Below are 16,615 nucleotides of genomic sequence, written 5' to 3'. Positions count from 1 at the left end.
GCCGGGGACTGGCTGACCCGCGGCGGCGTCCCGCGCCCGCTGGCGGTCCTGCTGCCGGGCCGCCGCCGGCGCACGTCACTGGGGCTGTTCGCGACGGGTCACCGGGTCGAGCACGCCGTCGCCGCCGTCAGCGGGGCGCTGGCCGCCGGCCTGCTGGCCGTCCACGTCGCGCAGGACCTCGTCGGGGACCTGCCCGGCGGCCTGCTCGGCGGGCTGCTCGGCGGCGGCTGACGCGCCGGGCCCGCCGTCACCCCCGCCGTCACCCCGGCCGTCACCCGCGCCGTCGCTCCCGCCCCCGCGCTCGAAGGTGACGTGCACCCGTTCGAAGCCCTTGTGCCGCTGCGCCTGCGCGTGCCCGGTGTAGGTGCGCTCGTCGGCCTCCGTCAGCTCCACCGCGTCGGTGACGGGGGTCAGCAGCGCCCGCGGGTACAGCCGGCGCACGCGCACCACGTCGGCCTCCACGCACAGCACCAGCGCGACCGCGGCCACGTACAGGAACACCAGCAGGCCCAGCACGATGGTGAAGACCGTGTTGGTGGCGCTGGAGCGGTTCCCGACCTGGGCGACCAGCCCGGCGCCGTTGTACTGCAGGACCTGCCAGACCACGCCCATGAGCAGCCCGCCCGGCAGCACCGCCCGCAGCGGGGGGCGGTGCGCGGCGGCCAGCCGGAACGCCAGCGCGAACGCGCACCCGGCCAGCACCGCCGAGGCCGCCCGCGTCCCCAGCCCCACCGCGGCGCCCAGCGCGCCGCCGGCGCCCAGCCAGCGCCCGGCGTCGGCCGACAGCGCGCCCAGCACCGTGGTCGCCACCACGAACGCGCCCGCGGTGACCATCAGCTGCACGCTGCGCACCCGCGCCCGCAGCGGGTCCGGCCGCTCGTTGCGCGGCACCGCCCACGCCACGTTCACGGCGTTCTGCAGGGCCAGGCCCACGCCCATCGCGCCCACCAGCGCACCGACGGTGCCGACCACCAGCCCGACGGTGCCGCCGCCGATGCGCCCGGGCGACTGCAGGTCCTCGCGCAGCACCGGGAACTGCCCGGCCGCGGAGTCCAGCACCTGCCGCTGCAGCTGCGGGTCCCCGGCCAGCACGTACCCCACCACGGTGGACAGCAGCAGCAGCAGCGGGAACAGCGACAGCAGCGCGTAGAAGGTGATGAGCGCGGCCAGGTACACGCCCTGGTCCTCGAAGAACTTGTAGACCACCGCCAGCGGGTAGCCCACGACCCGGTGCCGCCGCTGGAACGCGTCGACGCGCCCGAGCGCCACCGGCCCACCCCCTCCCACGCGCCGGGCACCCGCCCGGCGCGCGCCAGGGTAGGGGCCGCGGTCGCGGTGCGCGCGCCGTCCGGCCCGCCGCCCGCCGCCCCGCGGCGGGGTGCGTCGCCGGCGCGTCACCGGCGTGTTGCGGGCGTGTTGCGGGCACGGGTCCCGCTGCGGCGCAACCGGGCGCACCGGCGCGCATCCCCCGCGCGCCGGGCCGCGCCGGGTTAGTGTCGAACGCGTCCACCGGCCCGGGTGACACCGGGCGGAAGAGGGGAGATGCGCCATGACGGAGCCTCAGCGCCGCTTCGGCGGCAGCGCGGACCGCGACGCCCGCCACCTCGCCCAGCTGGAGGAGCAGCTCGGCGCGACCCGCTCGCGCCTGGCCCAGGTCAGCGCCCAGAACGACCGGCTGGCCGCCACGCTGCGCGAGGCGCGCGACCAGATCGTCGCCCTCAAGGGGGAGGTGGACCGCCTCGGGCAGCCGCCCGCGCAGTTCGCCACCTTCCTGGAGATGGTCGACGAGCGCACCGCCGACGTCGTCAGCGCCGGCCGGCGCGTGCGGGTCGCGGTCAGCCCGGCCGTCGAGACGGCCGCCCTGCGCCCGGGCCAGGACGTCATGGTCAACGAGGCGATGAACGTCGTGGCCGCCTGCGAGTACGAGCGGGTGGGGGAGCTGGCCACCGTCAAGGAGGTCCTCGGCGACGGGCGCGCCCTCGTCCTGGCCCGCGCCGACGAGGAGCGCGTGGTGCGCCTGGCCGGCCCGCTGATGGACGGGCCGCTGCGGGTGGGCGACTCCCTGACCGTGGACACCCGCTCCGGGTTCGCCTTCGAGCGCATCCCCAAGGCCGAGGTCGAGGAGCTCGTCCTGGAGGAGGTCCCCGACATCGACTACGCCGACATCGGCGGCCTGGGCCCGCAGATCGAGGCGATCCGCGACGCGGTCGAGCTGCCGTTCCTGCACGCGGAGCTGTTCCGCGAGCACGGCCTGCGCCCGCCCAAGGGCATCCTGCTGTACGGCCCGCCCGGCTGCGGCAAGACCCTCATCGCCAAGGCGGTGGCCAACTCCCTGGCCAAGAAGGCCGCCGAGCTGCGCGGGGAGACGCAGGCCAAGAGCTACTTCCTCAACATCAAGGGCCCGGAGCTGCTCAACAAGTACGTCGGCGAGACCGAGCGGCACATCCGCCTCATCTTCGCCCGCGCCCGCGAGAAGGCCGGCCAGGGCACCCCCGTCGTCGTGTTCTTCGACGAGATGGAGTCGCTGTTCCGCACCCGCGGCTCGGGGGTCTCCTCCGACGTGGAGACCACGATCGTCCCGCAGCTGCTCTCGGAGCTGGACGGCGTGGAGCGCCTGGAGAACGTCATCGTCATCGGCGCCTCCAACCGCGAGGACATGATCGACCCGGCGATCCTGCGCCCGGGCCGCCTCGACGTGAAGATCAAGATCGAGCGTCCCGACGCCGAGAGCGCCGGGGAGATCTTCGCCAAGTACCTGACGGCCGACCTGCCCCTGCACGCCGACGACGTGGCCGCCAACGGCGGCAGCCCGCGCGCCGCCGTCGACGCGATGATCCGCGCCACGGTGGAGCGCATGTACACCGAGAGCGAGGAGAACGAGTTCCTCGAGGTCACCTACGCCGGCGGCGACAAGGAGGTCCTGTACTACAAGGACTTCAACTCCGGCGCGATGATCCAGAACATCGTCGACCGCGCGAAGAAGACGGCCATCAAGGACCTGCTGACCTCCGGTCAGCGCGGCCTGCGGGTGGAGCACCTGATGAGCGCGTGCGTGGACGAGTTCAAGGAGAACGAGGACCTGCCCAACACCACCAACCCCGACGACTGGGCCCGCATCTCCGGCAAGAAGGGCGAGCGGATCGTGTTCATCCGCACCCTGACGCAGGGCAAGAAGGGCACCGAGGCGGGCCGCTCCATCGACACCGTCGCCAACACCGGCCAGTACCTGTGAGGCGCGCGGCCGGCTGAGCCCCGCTCAGCCGGTCGCGCCGTCCGGCTCGTCGTCGCGCCACCACCGCGGCCACGCGGCCAGCAGCGCGCGCGAGTCCGGCACGAACGGCCACGCGGGGTCGGCCAGCAGCTCGCGCAGCCGCGCGGGCTCCTCCCACCAGGCCGCCTCGACCTCCTCCGGCTGCAGCACCAGCGCGTCCTCGGCGCCGGCCGGCACCCGCGCGGTGAACACGTGCGCGAGGAAGTGCGTGCGCTCGTCGCGGTACCAGCGGCGCAGCACCGGGCGCAGCGGGACCCCGCGCACGCCCAGCTCCTCGGCCAGCTCCCGCTCGGCGGCCAGCGCCGGGTCCTCCCCGGCGCCCACCACCCCGCCGGCCAGGCAGTCGTGCCGGCCGGGGTACACGTCCTTGACGGTGGTGCGCCGGTGCACCAGCACCCGCCCGCGCGCGTCGCGCAGCAGCACCCCCGTCGCCGCGTGCGGCAGGTTCTCCCGGCGCACCCGCGACCGCGGTGCGCTGCCCACCACCCGCCCCGCCGCGTCGTGCGGGTCGTACAGGGCGACCGGCTCGTCGCCGGGCGCGGCGGGCCCGGGCGGGACCGGCGAGGACCGGGGTGCGCTCACCGGTCCACCCTGCCGCGCCGCCGGCACCGCGCGCCACGGGGACGCCGGGGACCCCTGGTGCCGGTGGGGCCCCTGGTGCCCGTGGGGTCCGCCGGAGGTCGCACCCCGGCGCCGTCCGGTCGCGACCGACGACGTACGGCCGACGTCGTAGTCAGCGCCTAGGGTGACCGACGTGCCCACCCCCCGCCCGTCGCGGTCCGCTGCGACGTCCTCGCGCGCCCGCACCCGCGCGGCGCTGACCGCGGCCGCCGCCGCCCTGGCGCTCACCCTGGGCGCCTGCAGCTCCGAGGACGAGCCCGTCGTGCGCACCGCCGCGGTCGAGCGCGGCGACGTGCAGGAGACCGTCCAGACCTCCGGGACGGTGCAGCCGCGCACCTCGGCCACCGTCAGCGCGCCCGCCTCGGGCACCGTGACCACCCTGGCCGTCACCGACGGCCAGCAGGTCGCCGCCGGTGACGTGCTGCTCGTGCTGGACTCCCCGCAGGCGCGCGACGCGCTGGCGCAGGCCGAGGCCGCCGACCGCCAGGCCGCCGCGGCCGTGCCCTCCGGCGGCGGGTCCGGGCGCGGCGACGTGGCCGGCGCCCAGCGCCGCGCCCGCGCGCAGGCCGAGGCCGCCTTCGAGCGCGCCCGCGCCCAGGCCGAGGCGTTGCCCGACCCCGCCGCCCGCGACGCCGCCCTGGCCGCCGTGGACGCCTCCCGCGCCCAGTACGACCTGCAGGCCGCCCAGACCCAGGCCCTCGTGGACCAGGTGCAGGCGGGGCTGGGCAGCGTCGACGAGGCCCTCGGCGCCCTCGGGCAGGCCCAGCGCGTGCAGACCCGCGCGGCCGTGGCGGCCGCCCGCGCCACCGTCGACGCCCTCACCGTGCGCGCCCCCGTGGCCGGGCGGGTGTCCCTGGCCGCGGCCGGCTCCGGCGGCGGCGGGGCCGGCCTGCCCGCCGGTGCCGAGCAGCTGCTGCAGCAGCAGGGCCTGTCCCTGCCCGGCGGCGCGCTGGGCGGGGTGGACGCCGGCGGCGGCACCGGCCCCGTGATCGCCGAGGGCGCCGCCGTCTCCGCCGGCTCGCCGCTGCTGTCCGTCGTGGACGCCTCCGTCCTGTCCTGGACCGCCGACGTCGACGAGACCGACGTCCTGCAGGTGCGGCCGGGCCTGCGCGCGCGCATCAGCGTCGACGCCGTCCAGGACGCCGAGTACGCCGGCACCGTCACCAGCGTCGACCCCACCGCCACCACCGGCTCCGGCGGCGGTGTCACCTACACCGTGCGCCTGAGCTACGACGGCGGCACCCGCGCCGACGGCTCCCCGGCACCCGAGCCGCTGCCCGGCATGTCGGCCGTCGTCTCCCTCGTCGTGGCCGACGCGCCCGGCGTGGTGCGGGTGCCCTCCTCGGCGCTGGTGCGCGCCGGCGACGGCGGCGGCGACGCCGTCCTCGTGGTCGAGGACGGGCGCGCGCGGCTGCGCGAGGTCGCCGTCGGCGCCCGCGGCGAGCGCGACGTGGAGGTCGCCTCGGGTCTGCGCGCCGGCGAGCGCGTCGTGGTGGAGGGCGTGGAGTCCGTCACCGACGGCGAGCAGGTCCCGTGAGCGGGCCGCGGGCCGCGGGCGCGCCGGACGTCGCGGTGCCGGCCATCGAGGCCGTCGACGTCACCCGCAGCTACTCCGCCGGCGACACCGCCGTGCACGCCCTGCGCGGGGTCAGCTTCACCGTCGCCGCGGGCGAGTACGCGGCGATCGTCGGGCCCAGCGGCTCGGGCAAGTCCACCCTCATGCACCTGCTCGGCTGCCTGGACCGGCCCACCACGGGCGTCCTGCGGGTCGGCGGGCGCGACGTGCTGGAGCTGTCCGACACCGAGCTGGCGCAGCTGCGCAACCGCGAGATCGGGTTCGTCTTCCAGGCCTTCCAGCTGCTGCCGCGCTCCAGCGCCCTGGACAACGTCGCCCTGCCGCTGCTGTACCGGGGGGTCCGCGCGAGCGAGCGCCGCGAGCGCGCCGAGGCCTCGCTGCGCGCCGTCGGGCTGGGGCACCGCCTGGGCCACCGGCCCACCCAGATGTCCGGCGGGGAGCAGCAGCGCGTGGCCATCGCCCGCGCCCTGGTCGGCGAGCCGCGGATCCTGCTGGCCGACGAGCCCACCGGCAACCTCGACAGCCGCAACGGCGCGGAGGTCATGCGCATCCTGGAGGAGCTGAACGGCACCCGCGGGGTGGCCGTCGTGCTGGTCACCCACGACGACGAGGTCGCCGGCCGCGCCCACCGCCAGGTGCGGGTGCGCGACGGCCTCGTGGAGCTGGACACCGCCCGGCCGTCGGCCGCCCCCGCGACAGCTCCCGCGCACCGCGCGGAGGGGGCCGCGTGAAGGGCTGGGAGGCCTTCCGCGTCGCCGTGGACGCCCTGCGCGGCAACCGGCTGCGCAGCCTGCTGACGATGCTCGGCGTCATCATCGGCATCGCCGCCGTCGTCGTGGTCGTCTCCATCGGCTCCGGCGCCCGCCAGCAGATCGAGGCGCAGGTGGAGGGCCTCGGCTCCAACCTCATCCTCGTCGTGCCGGGCCAGTTCGACACCGCCAACCCCACCCAGGGCGCCCCGGCCGTCTCGACGCTGCAGTTCTCCGACGGGCGGCTGCTCGCCGACGTCGTCGGCGACGAGTCGCTGGTCACCGCCCGCGTCACCTCCGGGGCCGTCGTGCGCGCCGGCGCCGTCGAGACGTTCGTCACGGTGCAGGGCTCGGACCAGAACCTGCCGGAGGTGTTCACCCGCCCCGTCGCGCAGGGCTCCTTCTTCACCGCCACCGACGTCGACACCCGCCGGCGGGTGGCCGTCCTGGGCTCGGGCACCGCGCAGACCCTCTTCGGGGCCGCCGACCCCGTCGGGCGGCAGGTCACCGTCGCGGGCACCCGGTTCCGCGTGGTGGGCGTGCTCGCCGAGCAGGGGGAGAGCTTCGGCGTCAGCCAGGACAACGAGGTCCACGTGCCGATCACGGCCGCCCAGCGGCTGTTCGGCGTGGACCGCGTGGACGCCTTCGCGGTCAAGAGCCCCACCTCCGCGCAGGTGCCCGAGCTGGCCGGGCAGCTGTGGCGGGCCCTGAAGGACGCCTACCCCGACCAGGAGTTCAGCGCCGTCACCCAGACGCAGATCCTCGGCGTCATCGGCGACATCCTGGGCCTGCTGACCGCCGTGCTGGCCTCCATCGCCGGCATCTCCCTGCTCGTGGGCGGGGTGGGCGTGTCCAACATCATGCTCGTCTCCGTGCGCGAGCGGACCCGCGAGATCGGCCTGCGCAAGGCGCTGGGGGCGCGCCAGCGCGACGTGCTCGTGCAGTTCCTCGTCGAGGCCGTCCTGCTGACCAGCGTCGGCGGCGTCATCGGCATCGTCGTGGGGGTGGGCGGCTCGCTGCTCATCGGGCGGCTGTCGCCGCTGCCGGCGGCCGTGGAGTGGTGGAGCCCCGTCGTGGCGTTCGTCGTCTCGGCCGCGGTGGGCATCTTCTTCGGGGTCGTGCCCGCCCGCCGCGCCGGCAAGCTGGACCCCGTGGTGGCGCTGCGCACCGACTGAGGGGCTCGGGACGCCCGGCGCCCGCGGGCGCCGGCGCGCACCGGGCCCGTAGGGTCGCCCGGGTGAGCGTGCGACGGGTGACCGGCATCGAGACGGAGTACGGGATCTCCGTCCCGGGCGACCCGGGGGCCAACCCCATGCTGCTGTCGGCGCAGGTGGTCAACGCCTACGCCGCCCCGGCCACCGGCAGCCTGTCCTCCTCCCTGGGCGCGACGGCCCGCCCGGGCGGTTCGCGCACCCGCTGGGACTACGAGGACGAAGCCCCGCTGCGCGACGCGCGCGGCTTCGAGGTCGCCCGCCGCGCCGCCGACCCCTCGCAGCTGACCGACGCGCCCCTGCGCGGGGACGGGCGGGGGAAGGGCGCCGGCGCGGACGGGGAGCCGGGGGAGCGGGGCCGCTGGACGGTGCCCGCGGCCTCCGACGTCGTCTCGGCCGAGACGGAGGACCCCAGCACCGCCAACGTCGTGCTGACCAACGGCGCGCGCCTGTACGTCGACCACGCCCACCCGGAGTACTCCTCCCCGGAGGTCCTGACCCCGCGCGACGCCGTGCGCTGGGACCGGGCGGGCGAGCGCATCGTCCTGGAGTCGCTGCGCCGCATCGCCGCCACCCCCGGCCTGGCGCCGGTGACGCTGTACAAGAACAACACCGACGGCAAGGGCGCCTCCTACGGCACCCACGAGAACTACCTCATGGCCCGCGCCACGCCCTTCGGCGACGTCGTGCGCCACCTCGTGCCGTTCTTCGTCTCCCGCCAGGTCGTCGCCGGCGCCGGCCGCGTCGGCATCGGGCAGGACTCGGCCACCGCCGGCTACCAGCTCAGCCAGCGCGCGGACTTCTTCGAGACCGAGGTGGGCCTGGAGACGACGATGAAGCGGCCCATCGTCAACACCCGCGACGAGCCGCACGCCACCGCCGAGAAGTACCGGCGCCTGCACGTCATCGTCGGCGACGCGACGTTCTGCGAGGTGGCGACCCTGCTGAAGGTGGGCACCACCTCCCTGGTCCTGTCGATGGTCGAGGCCGGCGCCCTGGCCGGCGGCCCGGCCGGGGACCTGCAGCTGTCGGACCCCGTGCGCGCGCTGCACGAGGTCAGCCACGACCCCTCGCTGCGCCAGCTCGTGCGCCTGCGCGACGGGCGCCGCCTGAGCGCGCTGGACCTGCAGTGGGCCTACTTCGAGGCCGCCCGCGCGTTCGTCGACGAGCGCACCGGCGCCGACACCGACGCCGACACGGTGGAGGTGCTGCAGCGCTGGGAGTCGGTCCTGACCCGGCTGGGCACCGACGTGTCCTCGTGCGCGCGCGAGCTGGACTGGGTGGCCAAGCTGCAGCTGCTGGAGGCCTACCGCTCGCGCGACGGCCTGGCCTGGGACAGCGCCCGGCTGAAGGCGGTCGACCTGCAGTGGTCTGACGTGCGCCCGGAGAAGGGCCTGTACCTGCGCCTGGAGCAGCGCGGGCGGGTGGAGCGCCTCGTGGCCGAGGAGGACGTGCGCCGCGCCGTGGAGCACCCGCCGGAGGACACCCGCGCGTACTTCCGCGGCGAGTGCCTGGCCCGCTACGGCCCGCGGGTGGCCGCCGCCAGCTGGGACTCGGTGATCTTCGACGTGGCCGGGCGCGGCGCCCTGCAGCGCGTGCCCACCCTGGAGCCGCTGCGCGGCACCCGCGAGCACGTGGGCGCGCTGCTGGACCGCTGCCCCACCGCCGAGGACCTCGTCGCGGCCCTCACAGGCGGCTGAGCGCGGCCCACCCGGGGCCGACCGGTGGCGCCCGTCCGGGTGGGACACCGGTCACGGAGAGGTCGCGGCACCACGCGCGGGGCCGGTGCGCGGGTTAGTGTCGGAGGACGTCGGGTGCCCGCCACCGGACGCCGGGCCACCGGCCCGCAGCTGACCGCAGCTGACCGCGAGACGTCAGGGGGACCAGCCGTGCCTGGACAGGAGCAGCAGCGCCCGAGCCGCCGCGAGGACGAGCCCGAGGAGACCCCCGTCGTGCCCGCCCAGGCGCGCGCGGAGGAGCGGACGGCCGAGGACGACGTCGACGCCCTGCTGGACGAGATCGACGAGGTCCTGGAGACCAACTCCGAGGAGTTCGTGCGCGGGTTCGTGCAGAAGGGCGGCCAGTAGCCGCCGGCACCACCCGCGGCCCGGGTCCCGCGTCCCGCTCCCGACCGGGCGGGCGCGGGCCCGGCGGGTAGGGTCGAAACGTGGACCATCGATCGGGTGCAGACCCCAGCGGGCGCCTCCCGGCGGCCTTCCTGGTGCCGGGTTCGTCCTCCTTCACCGACTTCGTGCGCGAGCACGCCCCCGAGGTGCTGCCCGGCGCGCGCCGGCTGCCGGGCGCCGTCCCGCTCGCCGGCCCGGGCGCGGTGCCGGGCGGGGGACCGGGGGCCGGCCAGCCCCCGCACGCGACGACGATCGTCGCCCTCGTCACCGCCGACGGGGTGGTGGTGGCCGGGGACCGGCGCGCCACCGCGGGCAACGTCATCGCCCAGCGCGACATCGAGAAGGTCTTCCCCGCCGACGACCACTCCGCGGTCGGCATCGCCGGCACCGCCGGGCTGGCGCTGGAGATGGTGCGCCTGTTCCAGGTGGAGCTGGAGCACTACGAGAAGCTCGAGGGCGCCCTGATGTCCTTCGAGGGCAAGGCCAACCGCCTGTCGGCGATGATCCGCGGCAACCTGGGCCTGGCGATGCAGGGGCTGGCCGTCGTGCCGCTGTTCGCCGGCTACGACCTGGACGCCCGCCGCGGGCGCATCGTCAGCTACGACGTCACCGGCGGCCGCTACGAGGAGGTCGACCACCACGCGGTCGGCTCCGGCTCGGTGTTCGCCCGCGGCGCGCTGAAGAAGCTGTTCCGCCCGGGGCTGTCGTCGGCCGAGGCGGTGCGGGTGGCCGTGGAGGCCCTCTGGGACGCGGCCGACGACGACTCGGCCACGGGCGGGCCGGACCTGGTGCGCCGCACCTGGCCGGTGGTCGCCGTGGTCAGCGCCGAGGGGTACCGGCGCCTGGAGCAGGAGGAGCTGTCCGCCGTGGTCGAGGGCGTGGTCGCCGGGCGCACCGGCAACCCGGGCGGGGCGCCGGCGCTCGCCGGCGGCACCGGTGGCACCGGCGGCACCGGCACCGGCGCGGGTACCGGGACCGAGGGGCAGGGGGTGCAGCGATGAGCGTGCCGTTCTACGTCTCGCCCGAGCAGCTGATGAAGGACAAGGCGGACTACGCGCGCAAGGGCATCGCGCGCGGGCGGGCCGTCGTCGTCCTGGCCTACGAGGGCGGCATCGTCTTCGCCTCCGAGAACGCCTCCCGGGCGCTGCACAAGATCTCCGAGATCTACGACCGCGTCGCGTTCGCCGCGGTCGGCAAGTACAACGAGTTCGAGAACCTGCGGGTGGCCGGGGTGCGGTACGCGGACCTGCGCGGCTACTCCTACGACCGCGGCGACGTCACCGCCCGCGGCCTGGCCAACGCCTACGCGCAGACGCTGGGCACCGTGTTCACCACCGGCCCCAAGCCGTACGAGGTGGAGCTGGTCGTGGCCGAGGTGGGCCGCACCCCCGAGCAGGACCAGGTGTACCGGCTGACCTACGACGGGTCGGTGGCCGACGAGCACGGGTACGTGGCGATGGGCGGCTCGGCCGAGCAGATCTCCGCGCGCCTGGGCGAGCGCTGGCGGGCGGGGATGAGCCTGGAGGAGGCGCTGCGCACGGCCGTGGACGCGCTGGGCAGCGACGCGCAGGCCGAGGCCGCCGGGCGCGGCCCGCGCCGCATCGCGCCCGACCAGCTGGAGGTCGCCGTCCTGGACCGCGCCCGCGCCCGCCGCACCTTCCGCCGCCTGGGCGGCCCGGTGCTGGCGCGGCTGCTGGGCGAGGCGGGCGCCGGCGCGCCGGACGCGCCGGCGGGGCCGGGCGCACCGGCCGGGCCGGACACGCCCGCGCAGCCCGCCGGCTGACACCGGCCGGTCACCGGTGGCCCGCCCCACGGCGACCCACCGGTGACCCGATCGGGCCGGTGCGCGCGTTCAGCAGCGCCGCGCGCCCCGGATGTGCCTATGGTGGGCAGATGGACCGCCGGATCTTCGGGCTCGAGACCGAGTTCGGCGTCACCTGCGCCTTCGAGGGCCAGCGCAAGCTGTCCCCGGACGAGGTGGCCCGCTACCTGTTCCGCAAGGTCGTCTCCTGGGGACGCTCCAGCAACGTCTTCCTCAAGAACGGCGCCCGCCTGTACCTGGACGTCGGCTCCCACCCCGAGTACGCCACCCCCGAGTGCGACGACGTGCGCCAGCTCGTCGTCCACGACCGCGCGGGCGAGCGCACGCTGGAGGGCCTGCTCACCGACGCCGAGCGGCGCCTGGAGGAGGAGGGGGTGGCCGGGGAGGTCTTCCTCTTCAAGAACAACACCGACTCCGCGGGCAACTCCTACGGCTGCCACGAGAACTACCTGGTCTCCCGGCACGGGGAGTTCGGCAAGCTGTCCGACGTCCTCATCCCGTTCCTGGTCAGCCGGCAGCTGATCTGCGGGGCCGGCAAGGTCGTGCAGACCCCGCGCGGGGCCGTGTACTCGCTCTCGCAGCGCGCCGACCACATCTGGGAGGGCGTCTCCAGCGCCACCACCCGCAGCCGTCCCATCATCAACACCCGCGACGAGCCGCACGCCGACGCCGAGCGCTACCGGCGCCTGCACGTCATCGTCGGTGACTCGAACATGTCCGAGACGACCACCATGCTCAAGGTCGGCGCGACCGACCTGGTGCTGCGGATGGTCGAGGAGGGTGTGGCGCTGCGCGAGATGACGATGGAGAACCCCATCCGGGCCATCCGCGAGATCTCCCACGACCCCACCGGCCGGCGCCCGGTGCGCCTGGCCAACGGCCGCGAGGCCAGCGCCCTGCAGATCCAGGAGGAGTACCTGGACAAGGCCAAGGAGTTCGTGGAGTCCCGCGGCCTGCAGACCCCGACCGTCAAGCGGGTGCTGGACCTGTGGGAGCGGGCGCTGCGCGCGGTGGCCACCGGCGACCTGGGCCTGGTGGACCGCGAGGTCGACTGGGTCATCAAGAAGAAGCTGCTGGACCGCTACATGGCCAAGCACGGCATGCCCCTGACGTCCCCGCGCATCGCCCGCCTGGACCTGGCCTACCACGACATCCACCGCGGCCGGGGCCTGCACTACCTGCTGGCCGCGCGCGGCATGGCCGAGCGGGTGTGCGCCGACATCGAGGTGTTCGAGGCGCTGAGCGTGCCGCCGCAGACCACCCGCGCCAAGCTGCGCGGGGACTTCGTGCGCGCCGCGCAGGACAAGCGCCGCGACTTCACCGTCGACTGGGTGCACCTGAAGCTCAACGACCAGGCCCAGCGCACCGTGCTGTGCAAGGACCCCTTCAAGGCCGTGGACGACCGGGTGGAGCGTCTCATCGACAGCATGTGACGGCTCCCAGCGTCGTCCCAGGTGCCGGCGGTTAGGGTGCTGCGGCAAGCCCGGCTCGACCCCCGACCCGTGCCCCGACCCGTGAGGACCCCCGTGCGTCGCCGTACCGCCGCCCTGCCCGCCGCCGCGATCGCGGCCCTCGCGCTGACCCTGAGCGCGTGCGCCTCGGAGCCGGACACCCCCGACCCCGCCGAGCAGAGCGCCTCCGCGACCGCCGAGGCGGCGGTCATCGAGCCGGCCGCCGTGGACGACGCCCTGCCCGTCACCGTCACCGGTGAGCCCGGCGCCAAGCCGGAGGTGCAGGTGACCACCCCGCTGGAGGTGGAGGAGACGACCCGCAAGGTCGTCACCGCCGGCGACGGCGCCGAGGTCGAGGCCGACGACACCGTGCAGTTCGCCTACACCCTGTACGCCGGGTCCACCGGCCGGGAGCTGGACACCAGCTTCGGCGCCACCGACGCCCGCTTCCCGCTGCCGCAGGTCACCCGCGGCATCGCCCGCGGCCTGGTCGGCGCCCACGTCGGCGACCGCCTGGCCATCGCCATCGCCCCCGCGGACGGCTTCGGGGAGGCCGCCACCCAGTTCGGCGAGGGCGTGGACGCCGACACCACGATGGTGCTGGTCGCCGACGTCGTGCGGGTCATCGCCGAGACCGCGCAGGGCGAGGCGGTCACCCCGCCGGCGGGCCTGCCCACCGTCACCTACGACGAGCAGGACCGTCCCACCGGGGTCGAGGTGCCCGAGGGCTACCAGGCGCCCGAGCAGACCCTGGCGCAGCCGCTGATCCAGGGCGCCGGGCCGGCCGTGGAGTCCGGGCAGAACGTCACCATGCAGTACGTGGGCGCGCGCCTGGAGGACGGGCAGGTCTTCGAGAGCTCTTGGGAGCGCCAGCCCTTCCAGACCCAGATCGGCGTCGGCGGCCTCATCGAGGGCTGGGACGTCGGGCTGGTCGGGCAGGACGTCGGCAGCCGCGTCCTGCTCGTCATCCCCGCCGCGCAGGCCTACGGCGACGAGCCCACCGGCGGCCAGCCGGCCGGGCCCCTCGTCTTCGTCGTGGACATCCTCGACGCCTACTGACCGGCGGGACCGGCCGACCGGTCCCGCGACGACCCTCCGGCGACCACCGGAGCCACCCCCGACCCAGGGAGCGACGTGACCGACCGCACCAAGCCCGAGATCGACTTCCCCGGCGGCGAGCCGCCCACCGAGCTGGAGATCACCGACGAGGTCGTCGGCGACGGCGAGGAGGCCGTGCCCGGCCGCACGGTCAGCGCCCACTACGTCGGCGTCGCCTTCAGCACCGGCGAGGAGTTCGACGCCTCCTGGAACCGCGGCCAGCCCCTGGACTTCCCGCTGGGCGCCGGCATGGTCATCAAGGGCTGGGACCAGGGCATCGTCGGCATGCGCGTCGGCGGCCGCCGCAAGATCGTCATCCCGCCGCACCTGGGCTACGGCGACCGCGGCGCCGGCGCGGCCATCAAGGGCGGCGAGACCCTGATCTTCGTCGTCGACCTCGTCGGCGTCAGCTGACACCCGGCTGACACCCGGCTGGGATCCCCTGGGACCCCGGTGCCCCGCGCGGGCGCCGGGGTCTCAGCGTCCCAGCAGGTCCGCGGCGTGCCGCCCGGCCGCCGCGGCGGCCACGAACGAGGCCCGGTCCTGCTGCGGCCCGCGCCCCATCGTCGACAGCGGCACCGGGCACGCGGCCAGCGCCGCGTCCAGCCCCGCCGCGTCCACCTCCACCAGCCGGTGCCGGTCCCCGCACAGCGCCCGCGCCCGCTCCCGCACCCCCTCGGCGAACGCTCCCTCCTCGGCCGCCACGACCACGTCGGCCGGCAGCAGCGCCACCCGCCCCACCGCCGTCACCGAGTGGTGCGAGACGCCGCGGTGCCGCTCGCGCGGGTCGGCCTGCGACACGCGCAGCGCCGCCACCGCCCGCCCGCGCAGCAGCGCCGCCGCGTTCAGCGCCTCCCCGGCCGCCACCCCCGAGAACCCCCAGCGCGAGCCGGTGCCCAGGTTCCCCGGCCCCTGCGCCACCACCACGACGTCGGCGCCCACCACCAGGTGCGCGGCCAGCAACCCGGTGTGCACGGTCGCCGCCTCCAGGTCCCCGCCGAAGGCCTGACCCGTCGTCACGCACGCCGCCAGCCAGCCGGCCTCGCGCAGCCCCGCCACGGTGCGGCTGAACGCCACCGGCAGCGCGCCCCCGTCGGTCATCACGTACGCCACCCGCGCGCCCGGCGCCCGCTCGCGCACCCCGGCCACCACCGCCGGCAGCGCCGAGTGCAGATCGGCCACCACCACGGGCGTGCCGTGCAGGTCGTCGGCCTCGGCCAGCAGCGCGTGGTGCGGCGACTCCTGCTCGTCCACGCCCAGCACCATCGCCTGCAGCGGCGTGTAGCGGGCCTTGACCAGGTGCCCGGGGCCCGGCGGCGGGTCCGCGGGCAGCGCGTCGGGCAGCGCGACCACCAGCGCGTACCCGCCCGTGCCCAGCCCCCGCGCCAGCGCGGAGGTGTTCAGCAGCACCCGCTGCCCCGGCTCGGGAACGCCGACCAGGTCAGCGAAGGCCAGCGCGCGCGCCGTCGTCCCGTCCGCCAGGAGCACCCGGCACTCCAGCGCCCCCCGGCCCGGGCCCACCGCCCACGACCGGTCCGTCGCGACGACCGTCCCCTCCCGCCAGCGCAGCACCCGGCGAGCCTAGGCCCGCCGCCGCGGCACCCGCGGGACCCTGCGCCGGGCCGCTCGCCGGCCGTCGCGGCGGCGGGTGCGGGGAGTCGTACAGCACCCCCAGCCCGGCCCGGCGCGCCAGCCGGTGCACCAGCAGCGCCGTCGTCAGCGCCACCGCCGCCCACAGCGGCGGCCACGCCGGGTGCCGGCCCGCGCCGGCGGCGAGGGCCAGCGCGGTGAGCAGCCCCACCACCAGCTCGTGCACCAGGAACACCGGCAGGGTGCGCCGGCCCAGCCAGCCCAGCCCGGCCGCCACGGGGCGCGCCGGCGCCGCCCGGCTCAGCAGCAGCGCCGCGGCCAGCCCCCCGCCGATGGCCGCCAGGCTGACCGCCAGCCGCAGCCAGGGGGAGCGCCCGTCGGTGCTCCCGTGCACCACCAGACCGGCCACCGCGGTCGCCACCAGCGCCCACGCCGCCGGCCCCGGCAGGCGCCCGAACCGCTCGAGCAGCACCCGGCGCAGGCACCAGCCCAGCAGGAAGAACACGAAGCAGCGCGACATCTGCGTCCACGCGTAGTTCGGCGCGATCCACCCGGGCACCGTGGCCGCCAACGACACCGCCGCGGCCGGCACCAGCAGCAGCGGCGCGGCCCGCCCCGCCGCGCGCGCCAGCACCGTGAACAGCGCCAGGGCGTACAGGTACCACAGGCCCGTCACCGGCAGCAGCGGCGACAGCAGCAGCGGGCGCAGCGTGGCCGTCTCGGCCGCGTTCAGCGTCTGCGGCACCACGCTGAACCACGCGAAGCGCAGCAGCGACCACGTGACGAACAGCCACACCAGCAGCACCAGCCGGTGCCGGGCCAGCCAGCGCCACGAGCGCCGCGCCGCCGAGGCGGCCAGCGCCCCCGAGACCGCGAAGAACAGCGGCATGCGCAGCACGACCAGCTCGTCATTGACCACCCGCCAGCGCACGTCCAGCAGGGCCCCGGCGTCCAGGAAGATCACCGAGTGGTGCAGGACCACCAGCGCGATCGCCAGCCCCCGGGCGACGTCCAGGAAGGGGGCGCGGGCGGCGGACGGCACGGCGGGACGCCTCCGGTCGTCGGATCGGGCTGGCCGCGCTGGGCCGCGCGGCGGGCTG

Annotated in this window: 14 protein-coding genes and 1 pseudogene; 11 read left to right on the top strand and 4 right to left on the bottom strand. The window is 76.3% G+C overall.

Annotation, left to right across the window (positions count from 1 at the left end):
- Nucleotides 1-75: 75 nt before the first annotated feature.
- Nucleotides 76-1,269: a YihY/virulence factor BrkB family protein gene (locus AB8M62_RS06235; protein WP_369068974.1), complete on the bottom strand. Its 1,194-nt coding sequence runs from the start codon at nt 1,267-1,269 to the stop codon at nt 76-78.
- A 328-nt stretch (nt 1,270-1,597) separates the two neighbouring features.
- Between AB8M62_RS06235 and arc the strand changes: the two are divergent.
- A pseudogene (gene arc, locus AB8M62_RS06230) lies at nt 1,598-3,232 on the top strand (proteasome ATPase); the annotation flags it as partial.
- 24 nt (nt 3,233-3,256) lie between these two features.
- Here arc and AB8M62_RS06225 read toward each other — a convergent pair.
- Nucleotides 3,257-3,853: an NUDIX domain-containing protein gene (locus AB8M62_RS06225; protein WP_369068973.1), complete on the bottom strand. Its 597-nt coding sequence runs from the start codon at nt 3,851-3,853 to the stop codon at nt 3,257-3,259.
- 172 nt (nt 3,854-4,025) lie between these two features.
- On the opposite strand from AB8M62_RS06225, the gene AB8M62_RS06220 reads away from it, so the two are divergent.
- From AB8M62_RS06220 to AB8M62_RS06175, 10 genes are all read left to right on the top strand, one after another.
- The gene (locus tag AB8M62_RS06220) at nt 4,026-5,429 is read left to right on the top strand and encodes an efflux RND transporter periplasmic adaptor subunit (protein WP_369068972.1); all 1,404 of its coding nucleotides are present in this window, start codon (nt 4,026-4,028) and stop codon (nt 5,427-5,429) included.
- Nucleotides 5,426-6,199 (top strand): ABC transporter ATP-binding protein, encoded by a 774-nt coding sequence (locus AB8M62_RS06215; RefSeq protein WP_369052125.1) that lies wholly within the window; start codon nt 5,426-5,428, stop codon nt 6,197-6,199. Before AB8M62_RS06220 ends, AB8M62_RS06215 begins: the two co-directional genes overlap by 4 nt.
- A complete protein-coding gene (locus tag AB8M62_RS06210) occupies nt 6,196-7,392 on the top strand; it encodes an ABC transporter permease (protein WP_369052124.1) in 1,197 nt (398 codons plus the stop codon). The genes AB8M62_RS06215 and AB8M62_RS06210 overlap by 4 nt, the downstream gene beginning before the upstream one ends.
- 62 nt (nt 7,393-7,454) lie before the next feature.
- Nucleotides 7,455-9,128 carry a depupylase/deamidase Dop gene (dop, locus tag AB8M62_RS06205; RefSeq protein ID WP_369052123.1) on the top strand — a complete coding sequence of 558 codons (1,674 nt, stop codon included), beginning with the start codon at nt 7,455-7,457 and terminating at the stop codon, nt 9,126-9,128.
- Nucleotides 9,129-9,317: 189 nt separating this feature from the next.
- A complete protein-coding gene (locus tag AB8M62_RS06200; protein WP_369052122.1) occupies nt 9,318-9,515 on the top strand; it encodes a ubiquitin-like protein Pup in 198 nt (65 codons plus the stop codon).
- An 80-nt stretch (nt 9,516-9,595) separates the two neighbouring features.
- Entirely contained in the window at nt 9,596-10,555 is a 960-nt protein-coding gene (gene prcB / locus AB8M62_RS06195) for a proteasome subunit beta (RefSeq protein ID WP_369052121.1), read from the top strand.
- Nucleotides 10,552-11,337 (top strand): proteasome subunit alpha, encoded by a 786-nt coding sequence (gene prcA, locus AB8M62_RS06190; protein WP_369052120.1) that lies wholly within the window; start codon nt 10,552-10,554, stop codon nt 11,335-11,337. The genes prcB and prcA overlap by 4 nt, the downstream gene beginning before the upstream one ends.
- A gap of 110 nt (nt 11,338-11,447) precedes the next feature.
- Nucleotides 11,448-12,809 (top strand): Pup--protein ligase, encoded by a 1,362-nt coding sequence (pafA, locus tag AB8M62_RS06185; RefSeq protein WP_369052119.1) that lies wholly within the window; start codon nt 11,448-11,450, stop codon nt 12,807-12,809.
- 93 nt (nt 12,810-12,902) lie between these two features.
- Nucleotides 12,903-13,886 carry an FKBP-type peptidyl-prolyl cis-trans isomerase gene (locus AB8M62_RS06180; protein WP_369052118.1) on the top strand — a complete coding sequence of 328 codons (984 nt, stop codon included), beginning with the start codon at nt 12,903-12,905 and terminating at the stop codon, nt 13,884-13,886.
- Nucleotides 13,887-13,961: 75 nt separating this feature from the next.
- The gene (locus AB8M62_RS06175) at nt 13,962-14,339 is read left to right on the top strand and encodes an FKBP-type peptidyl-prolyl cis-trans isomerase (RefSeq protein ID WP_369052117.1); all 378 of its coding nucleotides are present in this window, start codon (nt 13,962-13,964) and stop codon (nt 14,337-14,339) included.
- A gap of 63 nt (nt 14,340-14,402) precedes the next feature.
- Here the strand turns inward: AB8M62_RS06175 and AB8M62_RS06170 are convergent, their stop codons facing one another.
- Entirely contained in the window at nt 14,403-15,446 is a 1,044-nt protein-coding gene (locus tag AB8M62_RS06170; protein ID WP_373694870.1) for a DUF3866 family protein, read from the bottom strand.
- Nucleotides 15,367-16,557 (bottom strand): acyltransferase family protein, encoded by a 1,191-nt coding sequence (locus AB8M62_RS06165; protein ID WP_369052115.1) that lies wholly within the window; start codon nt 16,555-16,557, stop codon nt 15,367-15,369. Before AB8M62_RS06165 ends, AB8M62_RS06170 begins: the two co-directional genes overlap by 80 nt.
- Between the last annotated feature and the right edge of the window lie 58 nt (nt 16,558-16,615).

Origin of the sequence: Kineococcus terrestris, from assembly GCF_041020755.1 — a bacterium.
Taxonomy (GTDB): domain Bacteria; phylum Actinomycetota; class Actinomycetes; order Actinomycetales; family Kineococcaceae; genus Kineococcus; species Kineococcus terrestris.
Note: the sequence above shows the minus strand (reverse complement) of the source record. Positions and strands in the feature narration are given on the sequence as shown.